The organism is Flaviramulus basaltis (assembly GCF_900114265.1).
Classification (GTDB): domain Bacteria; phylum Bacteroidota; class Bacteroidia; order Flavobacteriales; family Flavobacteriaceae; genus Flaviramulus; species Flaviramulus basaltis.
Genome location: NZ_FPKV01000002.1, coordinates 1,250,482 through 1,265,279, shown reverse-complemented (window position 1 = coordinate 1,265,279; position 14,798 = coordinate 1,250,482). Strand labels below are relative to the sequence as shown.

The window sequence follows — 14,798 nt, the reverse complement described above, 5'->3', positions numbered from 1 at the left end:
TGATAACTTAACCGTAAGTTTTCTACCAAAAATCCTACTTTTGTTATGATTAAAAAGATTAAATATTATGTCTGATACAATAGAAAAAGTAAAATGTTTAATAATAGGTTCTGGACCTGCTGGTTACACAGCAGCAATATATGCTGCAAGAGCAAATATGAAACCAGTTTTATACCAAGGCACACAACCTGGAGGGCAATTAACAACAACAAATGAAGTTGAAAATTTTCCAGGTTATCCAGATGGTATCACGGGGCCAGAAATGATGATGGAATTGCAAAAACAAGCAGAGCGTTTCGAGACAGATGTACGTAATGGTTGGATAACTAAAGTTGATTTTTCAGGAGATATACATAAAGTTTGGGTTAACGATGTAAAAGAAATTCACTGTGATACAGTAATTATTTCTACAGGAGCATCAGCAAAATATTTAGGGTTAGATTCTGAACAAAAATATTTAAAATTAGGCGGAGGCGTTTCGGCTTGTGCTGTATGTGATGGCTTCTTTTATAGAAATCAAGAAGTTGTTATTGTTGGTGCTGGAGACTCAGCATGTGAAGAAGCACATTATCTATCTAAACTTTGTAAAAAAGTGACTATGCTAGTAAGACGTGATGAGTTTAGAGCATCAAAAATTATGGCAGCCAGAGTAAAAAATACAGAGAATATTGAAATTTTGTTTAATACAGAAACCGATGAAGTTTTAGGAGATGGACAAGTTGTTACTGGAGTTCGAGTTTTTAATAATAAAACTAGTGAGAAACATGAAATTCCTGCAACAGGATTTTTCGTAGCTATTGGTCATAAACCTAATACAGATATATTTAAAGGCTTTTTAGAATTAGATGAAACAGGATACATTATAAATGTACTAGGAAGCTCTAAAACGAACATAGAAGGCGTTTTTGTTTCAGGAGATGCTGCAGACCATGTTTACAGACAGGCTGTAACAGCGGCAGGAACAGGTTGTATGGCAGCTTTAGATGCAGAACGCTATTTAGCAGCTAAAGATTCAACTTTTGAAGTTTCTACATCTAATTATAATTAGTAGAAAAGTTATTATAATAAAAAAACCGAAGTGAAAGCTTCGGTTTTTTTATTTATACAGCTATTGGTATTATTAACTGTTTTTTAAATTCATTTGGAGTTACACCATATTTCTCCTTAAAGATTTTTGAAAAATAACTTCTACTTGTAAAACCAATGGTATAAACAATTTGCGATATATTTAAGTCTGTAGATGTTATTAAATTTCTTGAAGCTTCTAAACGTATATGTCTAATATATTCGGTTACTGTTCTAGTGTATAAAAATTTAAAGCCATCCTGTAGTTTGGCTTGAGATAAACCAGATTCTGCAGAAAGAGTTTCTAATGAATAATCTTTAGCAGGGTTTTTAATTATAGCTTGACTAAGTTGTCTAATTTTTATTAATTCACTTTTAATAAGCGATGTTGGCAGAGGAACACCTTGTTGTAATTTGTTATGTTGTTGAATGTGCATGGATAAAATTTCATAAACTTTAGCTTCAATTTTTAATATCCTTAACATGCCTTTGGTTTTTAAATTCCAAAGCTTTTTAACGTGGTCAGCCATTTTTAAATTTAAAACACCATAATGAACAAACCTGTTTTCATGGTCTGTATCAACAAAAATTTCATAAAGTTTTTTGTTTAAGGTAGATACATTAGTTGTTCGCTTCTTTAAAAAGTGTTTTCTAATAATTTGAATAACATTAATTTCCAATTTCACATCTTTTGGAAAATGTATATAATTAACACCAATCGATTTATTAGTAAATATTAAAGATTGAAACTGTTCTACTAATTCTTCTTGGTTATGTACACCAAATCGATGTTTGAAATTACCATTAAAAGCATAAATAAATCGGATAGGATTAAATTCAGAAGCATGAATTTTCAACCTCACTTCATCACTAAATGTTATTTTATAATCTAAAAGATTAACACCCCAATCAAACGGTATAAAACGAATACTTCCTTTAGCTATTTCGTTATCTACTACCAACATACATTCACTCCATTTTTCTTCAATAGTACCTCCAATATGTTTTTGAATTTCTTCAAGAATTTCTTTAGTATTATCAGCAGAGATTTCAATTTCTATCATATTAATATAGAATTATTAGTTAGGGTTAAAAATTTGTCTATAATTTATATACGTGCAATTAATGGCTATTAGATATTATTACAAGTATTTAATACAATAAAACTTCCTTATGGTTTAATAAAAAATTAAAGGTAATATAATTTCAATTTAAAAACCAATAGAGTTAATCTTTCTATTGAATGAACAACTTATGTTTTATGTATTTGTCTAATTTTGAGAATAAAACTTAGAAAAATGAACATATTTGAAGCAATTAGAAAAGATCATGACACACAAAGGAGTTTGCTTGAAAAATTGATTAGCACTTCTGGTGATACTAAAAAGCGAGATCAAATTTTTAAAGATATAAAGAATGAGTTGGAAGTACATGCTAATGCAGAGGAGCGTCATTTTTACAAACCGTTAATTAGTAATGATATGATGCAAGACAAAGCTAGACATGGTATTGCAGAACATCATGAAATTGATGAGTTAATTGAAAAACTAGAAGAAACAGATTATGATTCTTCAGCTTGGTTAAAAATTGCTAAAGATTTAAAAGAAAAAGTAGAGCACCACTTAGATGATGAAGAACATACTTTTTTTCAATTAGCAGGAAAAGTCTTTTCAGAAACTAAAAAGAAAAGCTTAGCTAAAGATTATACTGATTATATGAAAACTAATATTTAGTTCTTTTGAAATGAGTTAAAGTTAAACCATCTAAGTAAACAAAAGAGTAATATAAATATTGTTTTTATAGTATTTAAAAAGATGTAAAACCAGTAGACATCTTAAAATAAATTACTGCTAAAATATAAACATTAAAGATTATGAGTAATTACACAAAAGAAATTGGAAAGAAATTAAACGATTTATTAGAGAAAACTTATGATGCAGAAAGAGGTTTTAAAAAGGCAGCAGATAATGTTGATAATACTGCATTAAAATCTTATTTCAAACAAAAGGCACAAGAACGTTATGATTTTGGACATGAATTAAAGACAGAACTAATATCATACAATCAAGAAGTTGATAAAGGTGGAAGTATTATAGGCGATGCCCATAGAACTTGGATGGATATTAAGGCGATGTTTTCTTCAGAAAATGAGGAATCCATGTTAGAAGAAGCTATTAGAGGAGAAAAATCTGCTATTAATGAATATTCTGAGGTCATTAATGAAACGACTTTGCCTGTAAGCACCAAATCAATTTTAGAAAATCAAAAAAATAAAATTGAGAACGGTTTGTCAAGAATTAAAACACTTGAAGATTTAAGTTAAAATAACCTTATATAATTAAAAAAAGGATGCTATATGCATCTTTTTTTTTGTTGCTTTAAATGCAATTGGATACAGTTAAAAATAAGTTTGATAGAGTTAATTCTATACACATATATATATTAAATTTGTATTGGTTGGTTAGTGAAAAGACCTTGGCATAATTCTTAAAATGTCAGGGTCTTTTTTTTGTATGTACTTTATTGTAAATCAATTTATTAAAAGAGTTAATATCCGTTTTATTAGAGTTAATAAACCATTCCAAAAAGCATGATATTTGTAATAAGAAATTTGATAGCCAAATTTCAATTAACTATTAAAAACCATAAATTATGTTACGTTGGACAATCACATTTATAATAATAGCAATAATAGCCGCAGTCTTAGGATTTGGTGGTATTGCAGGAGCATCAGCTGGAATAGCTAAAATCTTCTTTTTTATTTTTATAGTACTTTTTGTACTATCATTATTAAAAGGTGTAGTTAAAAAGTAAAATTAATTAATAATTTAAAAACTAAAATCATGAAAAAATTAGCAATTGCAATAATATTTTTATTTACTGTTACGACAGTATTTACAGGATGTAGAGATAAAAAAAACAATGATGTTGAAGATGTAATTGACGATGTTGGAGACGCTGTTGATGATGTCGCAGATGACGTTGAAGATGCGGTAGATTAATAAAAAAAAATATAGTATAAAGAAAAAAAGCTTCATTTAATGAAGCTTTTTTTTATGATAAATTCTAAAATTATAATTTTTAATTTTCTTAAAAAGTGTTTTCTTTGGAAACCAAAAATAACTCGGGATGTGGCGCAGTCCGGTTAGCGTACACGGCTGGGGGCCGTGTGGTCGCAGGTTCAAATCCTGTCATCCCGACGAACCCTGTTTTTATAAAATCAAAATATTGTTAATTGTATGATTTTCAGTATTTTAATTTTTTTTTGGTTTCAAATGAAATCAATTAAAATCAACTAAAAGGTGTACTATTCGGTGAGTCAATTCTAATCGGAATTGTCGTAAATTTAAAGAGCTTTTAAGAGCAATTTGACTTTTGTTTTACAATTGAAATTGTTTAACTTAAAACTCGTAAAATGCAGACAAACAGTACCTTTGCAATCATTTTCTTCACAAGAAAACCTAAAGGTTTATCTAATGAATTATCAATTTATGCACGTGTAACAGTTAATGGAAAGCGTTCAGAAATTAGTTTAAAACGAAGAGTTCTGGTGAACGATTGGGATAATAATAAAGATAGATGTAGGGGAAATACAACAAAAATAAGATTTTTAAATGCTTATTTGGATGAAGTGTATAATCAATTGCTTGATTGCCACAAACAATTATTTGAAGAGGGCAAAATGGTATCTGCTAATGTAATTAAAAGACGATATTTAGGCGAGGATGATAATCATAAAACATTAAAAGAACTTATAAAGTATCATAATACTAATATGATCAGTGTATTAAAGTTTGGTACCATGAAAAATTATTATACTACAGAAAAATATTTATATAGGTTTTTGAACCAAATTTTAAAAGTAGATGACATCTATCTAAAACAGTTAAATTATCGCTTTATCTGCGATTTTGAACAATACCTTCGAAAGTATAAAAACACTAAAAAGGAACTCTCTTTAACTAACAATGGCGTTATGAAACATTTAGAGCGGTTTAAGAAAATGATTAACCTAGCCTTTAGGTTAGAATGGATTCCTAAAAATCCTTTTATTCAGTTCCAATTGAAGTTTAATAAATTTGATAGACAATATCTTTCTGAAAGGGAACTTGGACTTATCGAGAATATCCATTATAATAACGAACGTTTATAAAGGGTTAAAGATTGTTTTATATTCTCATGTTATACAGGTCTATCTTATATTGATGTAAAAGGGCTCACCTCGAATCAAATAATAAGGGGTATAGACGGTAACCATTGGATATTCACTAAACGGGAAAAAACGAATGAGATGGTTAAAATACCCATCTTACCTAAAGCTCTTGAGATTATAAATAAGTATAATACTCCTTGTAAAAGATAAAAAACAAAATATTGTTACCCCTTTATTCAAACCAGAAAGTAAATTTGTATTTAAAGGAAATAGCAAAAGATTGTAGTATTAATAAAAACATTTCTTTTCATGTCGCAAGACATACGTTTGCTACAACTGTTATGTTATCCAATGTAGTTCCTTTTGAAACGGTTTCAAAACTACTTGGTCATACTAAATTAACCACTACTCAAATATACCCTAGGGTAGTAGAAACGAAAATAAGTGAAGATGTTCAAAACCTGTTAATGCGATTTGAAAGAAAAGCTCAAATGCGAATGGAAATTACAGAGAGCTAAAAAATCGTTTTTAAAACTATGGATTTAGAGGCTGGGTATTTTTAAGTATTAGCGTATCAGTTCTAATTTGAGCGCGGAGAATCCATAGTTTTGAAAATGAACCAAACTCGCCTAAACGAGTGCGGTAGGTCAAATATCAACCTTTTTTAATTCGTTTTTTATTGAGTTGAATTCTTGAATGGATAGTTTTAAAGAATAATAATTTGAACCAAAAGTATTCTTGACTAGCTTAGTGCTATTGAGAAGACTATCAACTTTATACTTAAGTTTAGTCAATTTTTGATTATTTTTATAATAGGCTTTACGATAATAACTCAGTTCTTCATTATCATTTATCAGTGCAGGTTCAATAAGTACTTTTTTTTCTTTGAGTAATGGTTTTTTTTCTTTCATTCCATCAAATAGAGAATCCAACATTTTCTTTGTTGGTTTTAATTGTGTCTCTTCAACATTTCTGAATATAGCAATTACGGCATCTATGCGTTTATTAATTCTATTGGATACAGAAGTCATATTTTCGTTTAAAACATCATAAGGAGATAGATCATTATCTTCAAAAAAAGCAATCATAAAGTCCAAATTTTCAGAGTAGCTAGGACTTATTTTTTTTGAATATTTCTTAAATTTACCAATAGTTTTCTTCTTTAATCGAATGGTATTAAAATCATCCATAATTTATGAGATTGTTACAATGAAACGTTGGTTTTACTGAGGTAAAAGTTAAATTTACTACAAAAAAATAAAATAGCAATAATTAAAAGTGTTTTAATTAACTGAAATACAATAAGATATGAATTAGTAACATCGCGAAGCGTGTTACCCTCTTGCTATACCCCCTCTTAGTTTAGCGAACACGATTATTAGAAAGATTTTTATTATGGAAGTATTACTAATTAACAGCTTCAAATCGGGGGGAACATATCTTAATAATGAACTATGAGAATACTCTTGGAGAATGTATATGATTATTATTCACTTTGCAATCTTAGTTTTGTATTCTTAGATAAAACTTTAGATGGATGAAAAAATTAAATTTTAATTTTTGATTAATTTTAAGGTTTTAACCATTATATCAGTTTTTAATTTCATAAGGTATAAACCAGAAGGTAATTTTCTTAAATCAATCTTATTAAAGTCTTTTTTTAGCTCTCCTACACGCTGACCGTTTAAATTATAAATATCTATACTTTCTAATTTGGAAACATCACCTTTAATATATACAACCTCATTTGTAGGATTTGGATATATTGAAATACCTGTTAATAGTTTAAAGTCAACGTTTGATAATACGGCTCCGCTACTATTTAATATAGCATCTAAAAACTGAGAATTTACATTTTGAGGATCCACTGTACTTGTACAATCTAAAGTTGTTGAAGCAGTATCAAAAGGACCACAAGCTGTGTAAAACTGATCTCGGCTATTTGTAACCAAATCTTCATCACTTTCAAAAGTTAACATTGGATCTTGATTTACATCTATATATTTAAATTTTACACGCATCATTTTCTTAGGAGTTGAGGAAACTTCTTCAGACATAGCACCTGATGATACACCTTGCGAAAAAGCCCAAGACACTCTGGAACCTGTATTATCATTAATCGTACTAATATTATAAAAGTCTGTAACGCCCGATTTTTCACCTAGAAAATACCCATTACTAAAATCTGCGTTGATTTCAATTCCAGAATTAGCAAATACATTTGCGCCAAAGGCTGCCGTATTATAATTTAAGTATAATTGCCCTGAACCTAATTTGAAATCTGAAAGACCATCAACAGTTTGTATCATTATATCAGCTTCATAATAATTATCACTTCCATCGTTCGTGTTTTGCGCATTTGCAAAAGTTATTTGAATGTTTTGGGAGTAAGATATTAAATTAAATAAAAATATATTCAGAGTAATTAAAGATTTTAAACTAAGGATATAATTTTGTTTCATGGCTTAGGTTTTTTTAGAGTTGATCAGTAAGTAATTATTTATTTCGTTTTGCGTTTAATTTTTTACTCATAAATTGTACCCCTTTGCCTATGTTAGGGCTTAAAAAATTATTAATATCAGAATTTTGAACCTCTCCGTTCATATCCATATCAGCATTAGAGTACCCACTTAGTCCTCTTAATGGTTCTACAGCATTTTTATCGATATTTTGTATTTGACCGTCACCGTTAAAATCGCCTGCAAATAAAACAAAATCACCATAACCAGTTTCTTTTATTGCATTTGCTCCTCCAAGGACTAATGAGTTGTCAAGCCTTAAATCTATTGTAATTGTTGTGCCGCAACTTAAACTTACTGGGTTAGCCATAATAACCCCTAAGTGATTTCTATGGCTAACCATAATGTAATAATCGCCATCTGGAACATCTAGTAAAATAGGGCTTTCTCCATCAACATCTACCACATCTCCATTTCGTTTTAGTAAAGCTGAACGCTGCAATGGAATATTAGTGTCATTATTGGCATCCCTTATTTCTAGCCATACCCAATCAACTTGGTTACTACCATAATAATATGTTTCTAACCCATCACTATAAGGACTTGAAGTTTGGATTAAATCATTTTTATAAAGTACATTATTCATCCAACCTGTAAACTCGTTATAGGCACCTTCCAATAACAAGGAAAGTTTTAACACAGGTTTATTCGTTACGGTTATGGTTCCTCCAGAATCAGTCCATGAATTAGCGTCTTCTTCCCCGAACATTGAATAATAATACGTGTAAGAACCTGGCGGGTATTCTGTAAAAAAGCCTGGTGCTCCACTATTAATTAGTCCAAAATCACCAATAGGCGCCACGTTACTATCACCTAAAGCATTTTGTAATTGAGAGAACAAAGCCACTTCTCCTTCGCAAATACTTATTATATTATTTTCTCCACCATCCCAAAAGCCACCTATAATTATGGCGTAATTAGTTATTTTTATGATACTCCCGCAATCATCTTCTTCCAATACTTCAAAAATATTAGCTTCTTTGAAATTCCCTGCTCCTGTATTAGGGAAATCAACATTACCATTATTATCTATATCTTTATTACTTGACCTTATTCTTCTTCTCCTTTTTTTAGAAACTATTTTATTTAAGCTGTTATCAGATTCAAAGTCATCAATTAAAACCCATACATTTTGTATTCCATTAGCGGCTTCAAAAGTCTTATAAGCTATTTCTGGTTCACTATTACCATATCTAAAAACACTTATTGTTTCTGAACAACTACTGGTTGCGGGCTGAGTATAAGTGTAATCTCCATAGCCTTCAAAACTACTTGGTGACCAAACGCCATTTTGAGTTATATTTAACCCATTATTTTCAACAACATGTTTATTAAACGCCCATTGTTGAAACTCCTCATCCGTATTAAATGTTAATTCACTGCAACCTGAAGCATAATCATAGTATTGTGAATAAAGTACTATTCTTTCAATATTTAACTCAACTGTAGCTTCATCAAAACTCGAATTAAACTCCGAGAAAACGGTATATTTAAATTTATAATTACCAGATTGTAAGTCACCAATATTAAAATATTTTTCACCAGAATCATCATTATCAAGTTCTAAACCGTCTAAACTTGACCAAATGCCACCAAAAGTTTCAGATATTAAAAGTGATTGTAAATAACTAGCTGATACATTTTGTGATTTTTCACAAAACGTATCAATATTATCATTGCCAGCAAAAGTTTTTTCTGTTAGTATTTTAACTGAATCAAATGCAAAGCCATCACTTTGAATTGTTCCATTAGAACTGAATACTACCCTGAACATTACATTAGGCACACCCAACAAATTACTCAAAGAAAAATAGCTTGTTTTCCAACCACCAGAAAAAGTATTTTCGCTTATGCCAGACCAACCCTTTTCTTGCCCACCCGGAAGGCTCGCTATATTTGTATTATCATAAGTATTAACACTAGTTATTTCATCAAGATTTTGCCAAGAGATTCCTGAGTCAATTGTGGATTGAACAACAGCACCATCAATATCCAATTCGCAATTATACCAATTATCAAAATGGAAATATAGATTGTCTGAACTATTAAATTTTGAAAAATCAAAAATGGGACTTTGTACCCATCCATTTTCATTGGGATTATAATCTCCTGAATTATTTGTGCTCCAAGCCAAACTTCCTGAGGCAGCACTAGTTAAATTATTAGAATTAGGACTATCTAATCCCCAACTAGAATTAGACACGTTAACTACTGACCAACCTGCTGCACCTTCCTCAAAATCTTCTGCGTAAGGAAATTGCTGTATTTTAAATTCACAACTATTAGAATAGCTGGCGGTATTATCTTTTAACCAACTAGAAGCGGTATTTGAATATGCTACATCATCAACTTGTATACAGGTTAAATTAGGGTTACCATTTAATTCAACAGAAGTTAACATATTATTAAAACCATTTTTAAGGTTAACTTCAGTTAATTCACCATTATCGCTATTTAAACGAGTAAGTTTGGAGTTGTTAGAGAGGTCTAAAAATTTAATTTGAGATTCATACGTGTTTAACGATTCTAACTCTGTTAAATGAGTAGTATATAGAAAATCTATTGGGTTTATAGCCAAACTTAAATATCTTATCTTGGTATTTTTCTCCAAATTAACATTAGTTATGGCATTATCGGCTAAAGATAAATCTGTTAGGCTTAGGCATTCTGAAACATCTAAAGATGTAAAAAAGTCTCCTCTTGTAACAACAGATAGGTTTGTTAAATAATTTGATGAAAGCCCATTAATTGAAGATAGGAATGGTGTATTTATGATTGTTACATCTTGTAAAAATTTGTTTTCACTAAATTCAATAGAATAATTTGTAGTACTCTGGTTATTAATTAGGGTAAAGTTTATGAGTGACCTAAAATCTTGAATACCTTCAAAATTACTAATATCATAACTGTTAATATTAAGGGTAGTTTCATCTATAATATCATAAGTTAGCACTTGACCGTTAATAATACCATCTGTATCAATATTAGTGTCTAGTAAATATTGCTCAAAATTTAGGTCAGTTATTAATGTAATAGATGTAGTATCTTCATAAACCTCAAAGAGATCAAAACTAGCACCAAATGCATTATTATATATAAAATCAGACCCAAAAAAGAATCTAAAAACAGCGTTGTTTTGACCACCTAACTCTTTAATATTTTTGTTAAATGATACCCACCCTGAAGTGAAACCCCACCCAGCGGAACCAAGAGCTTCTATATATTCGTCATTAAACCAATTCTCGTCACTGTAAGACCCAACATTTTGCCATGTTATACCAGAATCAATAGAATACTGTATTACAACGCCATCAAATGGTTCAAAGGCAATTTGATCAAATTCGATATTGCAGTATAACTGAAATACTAAACTTGGATTTATTAAGTTTGAGAAATCGAATATAGGGCTTTGTACCCAACTTTGCTCGTTATAAGTAATACCATAATTTCCATCTAAATTAGTAGCCCAGGCATTATCTCCAGAGCCAGCACCAATAGAAGGCATACCAAGTTCCCATGTAGGATTGAACCCTTGAACAGTCCATCCACCATCTCCATTTTCAAAATCTTCAGCATAAGGATAAGTTGTTATTTGTGCATTTACGCCAAAAATCACAAAAAAAAGGAATACAATATTAGTTAAAATAAAGGTGTTTTTACGAGCCATAATATTATGTTTAACACCATGCGTAAGTAGGACAATTGTAAATTTTGTGGTTAAATTTGCTATTAAATAAAACTAAATATAACCTATTGGCAATGAGAGAGATTATAAATCTATATAAGGAAGTAGATATACACAAGTTTTGTGGTTTAATTCTTTATGAAAATCGATAAAACAGCAAAAAATTCTGCTGACTGAAGTTTTCTTACTCAAACATAACAAATGCTGCCCATTTTTCAGCCTCATTACTATATTTTGTTTGCATTATACGTTGCGTAATATTGAATGCTTCTTTTACTTTTTTATTTTGAATCCAGTTTTTGTAAAATAGCTCCATGAATTCAGCAGTTTCAATATCTGGTACTTCCCATAAACTCATAACAATAATATCAACACCAGCCATTTTAAATGCACGTTGTAAACCATAAACACCTTCGCTTCCATCTATATCTCCTAAACCGGTTTCGCATGCACTGAGTAAAACTATATCTGTATTTGATAAATCCATATTAGATATTTCCATAGCAGTTAAAATACCATCGTCACCATAAATTGCCTTTTCAGTATTGTTCCAAGCGTAATTTGCACCAGCAAAAATTAGACCAGAACGCAGTAAAGGGTCATCAGCTAAACGGTATTTATTTTCTGTACTTGTTATTAAGCTTTCTTGATTCTCAGATTTTATATTTTCATAAAAAAAACCGTGTGTAGCTATATGTAATATATTTGGACTTTTTCCACTTAATTTTTTAAAATTAGTCTCACTGGCTTCAGCTCCACTCCATTTATAAACTTGACTTCCGTTATGATTTAAAATTGTTTTTAAAGTTTCTACTTCTTTCAAGGCACCATCTAATTTTGTCCAACTTTCGCCTCTATTTTTATTAGATCTAATGTTTATTGCACCTTGTTGGTTAAAATAAGGTTGCTGAATTAAATTTTCATTGTCGTCAGAAGAAATGATATAATCATAATCAATACCACCTATTAATAAAGCATTACTAAAACTAGGCTCAATTGTTTTATTTGCTAAAACACTAGTACTACTTAACTGAAATAAATCATATTTATAACAAATTGGTTTTTCTTTTTCCTTACCTAATGCAGCGAATGATATTTGATTTAATAATCCGCTTGGCGCAAAATAAATTGTATTACTATTTTCAATATATTCTTCTAATGGTTTCCAAATTAAATCATAAATAGCTTTTGTGTTTACTCTACTTTTTGCTTTTGAACCACGACTAACATATAATTGATTTGGGCTTTTTCTGGATAAAATCAATTTCAATTGTTTTTCTTCAAATAGCGGAACTATTTTTGGGTACTTCCAATCTTTTTTAAAAACATAAGCAACATATAAAATACTATCTGAAAATTTAGAACCTTTAAAATTTTGGAAGTGAGAAAACTCTATAGCAACCTCATTTTTATTCAATTTAGATTGGGGTTTTTTCCAACTTTGACCAAAACTAATAGCATCATCAAAATGAGAGCTATATAATTTTACTAATTCTGATTCCTTTAAATTTATAAGATTTTCAAGACTGTCCCGTTCTTGGTTTGGCAAGCTAATATTTCCTGATAATTCATTTTTAATTGAGCGGTATCTTATAATATCATTATTAATTTCAGGGTTGTCAAGCGAGGATAATTTGTTTAGCAAGTTTTTAGAATTACTAAGCAATAAGCCTTTAAGCATTAGTTGATTATCTAAATTAATTTCAGCTAGTCGACCAATTGGTTTGTCTAGTTGAAACATTATTGACTGTAATTCATCAAAATTTTGATTGGTAATTTTTAAAAAAGATTTTTTCTCATTTTCACTCCTGAATTTGAATACCTTATCTAGTTGAGAAATAATGACATTATTCAAAGAATCTATAACAGGAATAGTCTTATCTAACTCTCCCAATCCTAAATAAGATTCACCTAAACTTTTTAACATATTTCCATACTCGGGGTGCGTATTTCCTAATATTTGCTTTGTTTTTTCAGAATACTTTACCAGAATAGCTGTGGCCTCATTATAGCTCCCAATCTTATTGTAAGCGTTTGCTAAATTTAATTGTTTCCTGTAATAGTCTATGTTATCCGTATTTGAATTAGCTTCTGAAATTTTAATATTTTTAATCATCAAATCTATAGCTTCCTCATTTTGGTTTAGTTTTAGAAGTACTCTTGTGTAATTATTTAAATAAAAACCATACTGGTTATGATTCTCATCAAAATTATTTAAAAACACAGTTAAGGTTTCTTTAAACAAATCTTTAGCACGAGCTAAATCACCTTTCCGTTCATAGAGTTGCCCTATACAATCCATAAGTTGAGCATATTGAGGATGATTTGTTCCAAATTTGGATTTACACGACTCCAAAGCGATTTCGTAATTTTCTAAGCTTTTATCCAGTTCTCCTAACTCCCCGTAGTTGTAAGCTAAATTTTGATATCTAACAGGGTGATTGGGGTCTTCTTCTGATGTATTATTTGCTACCTCTAATGCAATTTTTAATGCATTTTCATAATCTCCCATTTTTTGATAGGCAACACCTAAATTATTGTTAGCTGAAACATAAGCACTTTTACCTTTTTCAGAAATTCTTTTAACTTCATGATATAAAGGAATCTCTTTTTCATATTCAAATTTATTGTTGTATAAATATGCTTTTGTAATTATGGCTTTTATATAAGCTTCACCCTTAGAGTCGATATTTTTTAATTGTCGTAAAACGTTATCTAGAATAATAGCCGCTTTATCATATTGTCCTATAGCTATATAAATTTCACTCAAACTTGTTAAACCTATTAAATATATTTCGCTTTCTGCTCCATATAGTTTTTCAATAATTGTGTTGTATGAAATAATAGATTCGATAGCATTTTCATAGTCTGCTAATTTTTTGTAGGAGAGAGATAGTTTTGATAATATACTGGCATATTTGCTATCATAATTACCATCAATAGTTTCAATAATTTTTAAAGCTTCCAGAAAAAAATTAATTGAATTAGCATATTCGTTTACAAGCATATAAATTTCACCTAATCTAGCTAAATCATTATAATCAATATCATTACTTAAACCATTTAATTTTAAGTTATTTAATGCTTCAACATATAGAGGTATTGCTTTTTTATAATTCCCGATACTATCATGAGTTACAGCCAAATAATAAACAGCTTCACCAAATTCTTCTTCATTATTTAAGAATATTTCTTGCGCAATACTATAAGCCTTATTGAGTTCTATTAAAGCATCTTGATTATTATTATTATCTAAAAACTCTATACCTGTTTCAAGATGATTTTCCCATATTTTGAGTTGTTTTCTCGTTTGGCCAAATGAATGGAAGGTAACCAGTAATGCTAATAAAAAAAGGACTAATTTACTGTAATTCAT

General features: G+C 29.6%; 12 protein-coding genes and 1 tRNA gene. 8 read left to right on the top strand and 5 right to left on the bottom strand.

The genetic code is table 11. The features are described 5' to 3' along the window. Positions 1-67: 67 nt before the first annotated feature. Positions 68-1,048 (top strand): thioredoxin-disulfide reductase, encoded by a 981-nt coding sequence (gene trxB / locus BT151_RS12165; protein WP_072402525.1) that lies wholly within the window; start codon positions 68-70, stop codon positions 1,046-1,048. Positions 1,049-1,100: 52 nt separating this feature from the next. Here trxB and BT151_RS12160 read toward each other — a convergent pair whose 3' ends face one another. After that, complete coding sequence (locus BT151_RS12160; RefSeq protein WP_072402523.1) at positions 1,101-2,129, bottom strand: helix-turn-helix domain-containing protein; 1,029 nt, start codon at positions 2,127-2,129, stop codon at positions 1,101-1,103. A 234-nt stretch (positions 2,130-2,363) separates the two neighbouring features. Here BT151_RS12160 and BT151_RS12155 point away from each other — a divergent pair, with 234 nt between their 5' ends. From BT151_RS12155 to BT151_RS18940, 7 genes are all read left to right on the top strand, one after another. After that, entirely contained in the window at positions 2,364-2,798 is a 435-nt protein-coding gene (locus tag BT151_RS12155) for a hemerythrin domain-containing protein (protein WP_072402520.1), read from the top strand. 140 nt (positions 2,799-2,938) lie between these two features. Further along, on the top strand, positions 2,939-3,388 hold the full coding sequence (locus BT151_RS12150) for a ferritin-like domain-containing protein (RefSeq protein ID WP_072402518.1): 450 nt from the start codon (positions 2,939-2,941) through the stop codon (positions 3,386-3,388). 329 nt (positions 3,389-3,717) lie between these two features. After that, a complete protein-coding gene (locus tag BT151_RS12145; protein WP_072402516.1) occupies positions 3,718-3,879 on the top strand; it encodes a DUF1328 domain-containing protein in 162 nt (53 codons plus the stop codon). A 29-nt stretch (positions 3,880-3,908) separates the two neighbouring features. After that, positions 3,909-4,067, top strand: a complete 159-nt coding sequence (locus BT151_RS18610) for a hypothetical protein (protein ID WP_171946631.1) — start codon at positions 3,909-3,911, stop codon at positions 4,065-4,067. Between the two features lie 123 nt (positions 4,068-4,190). Beyond that, positions 4,191-4,265 (top strand) — tRNA-Pro (locus BT151_RS12140). A gap of 215 nt (positions 4,266-4,480) precedes the next feature. After that, positions 4,481-5,218, top strand: coding sequence for a phage integrase SAM-like domain and Arm DNA-binding domain-containing protein (locus BT151_RS18945; RefSeq protein ID WP_317041233.1), 738 nt, complete (start codon positions 4,481-4,483; stop codon positions 5,216-5,218). A 221-nt stretch (positions 5,219-5,439) separates the two neighbouring features. Further along, positions 5,440-5,736 carry a tyrosine-type recombinase/integrase gene (locus BT151_RS18940; RefSeq protein ID WP_317041232.1) on the top strand — a complete coding sequence of 99 codons (297 nt, stop codon included), beginning with the start codon at positions 5,440-5,442 and terminating at the stop codon, positions 5,734-5,736. A gap of 129 nt (positions 5,737-5,865) precedes the next feature. Here the strand turns inward: BT151_RS18940 and BT151_RS12130 are convergent, their stop codons facing one another. From BT151_RS12130 to BT151_RS12115, 4 genes are all read right to left on the bottom strand, one after another. Further along, complete coding sequence (locus tag BT151_RS12130) at positions 5,866-6,408, bottom strand: BfmA/BtgA family mobilization protein (RefSeq protein WP_072402514.1); 543 nt, start codon at positions 6,406-6,408, stop codon at positions 5,866-5,868. Between the two features lie 363 nt (positions 6,409-6,771). Beyond that, positions 6,772-7,680 carry a T9SS type A sorting domain-containing protein gene (locus tag BT151_RS12125; protein ID WP_072402512.1) on the bottom strand — a complete coding sequence of 303 codons (909 nt, stop codon included), beginning with the start codon at positions 7,678-7,680 and terminating at the stop codon, positions 6,772-6,774. A gap of 34 nt (positions 7,681-7,714) precedes the next feature. After that, positions 7,715-11,404 carry a leucine-rich repeat domain-containing protein gene (locus BT151_RS12120; protein WP_072402510.1) on the bottom strand — a complete coding sequence of 1,230 codons (3,690 nt, stop codon included), beginning with the start codon at positions 11,402-11,404 and terminating at the stop codon, positions 7,715-7,717. Positions 11,405-11,606: 202 nt separating this feature from the next. Next, entirely contained in the window at positions 11,607-14,798 is a 3,192-nt protein-coding gene (locus tag BT151_RS12115; protein ID WP_072402508.1) for a CHAT domain-containing protein, read from the bottom strand.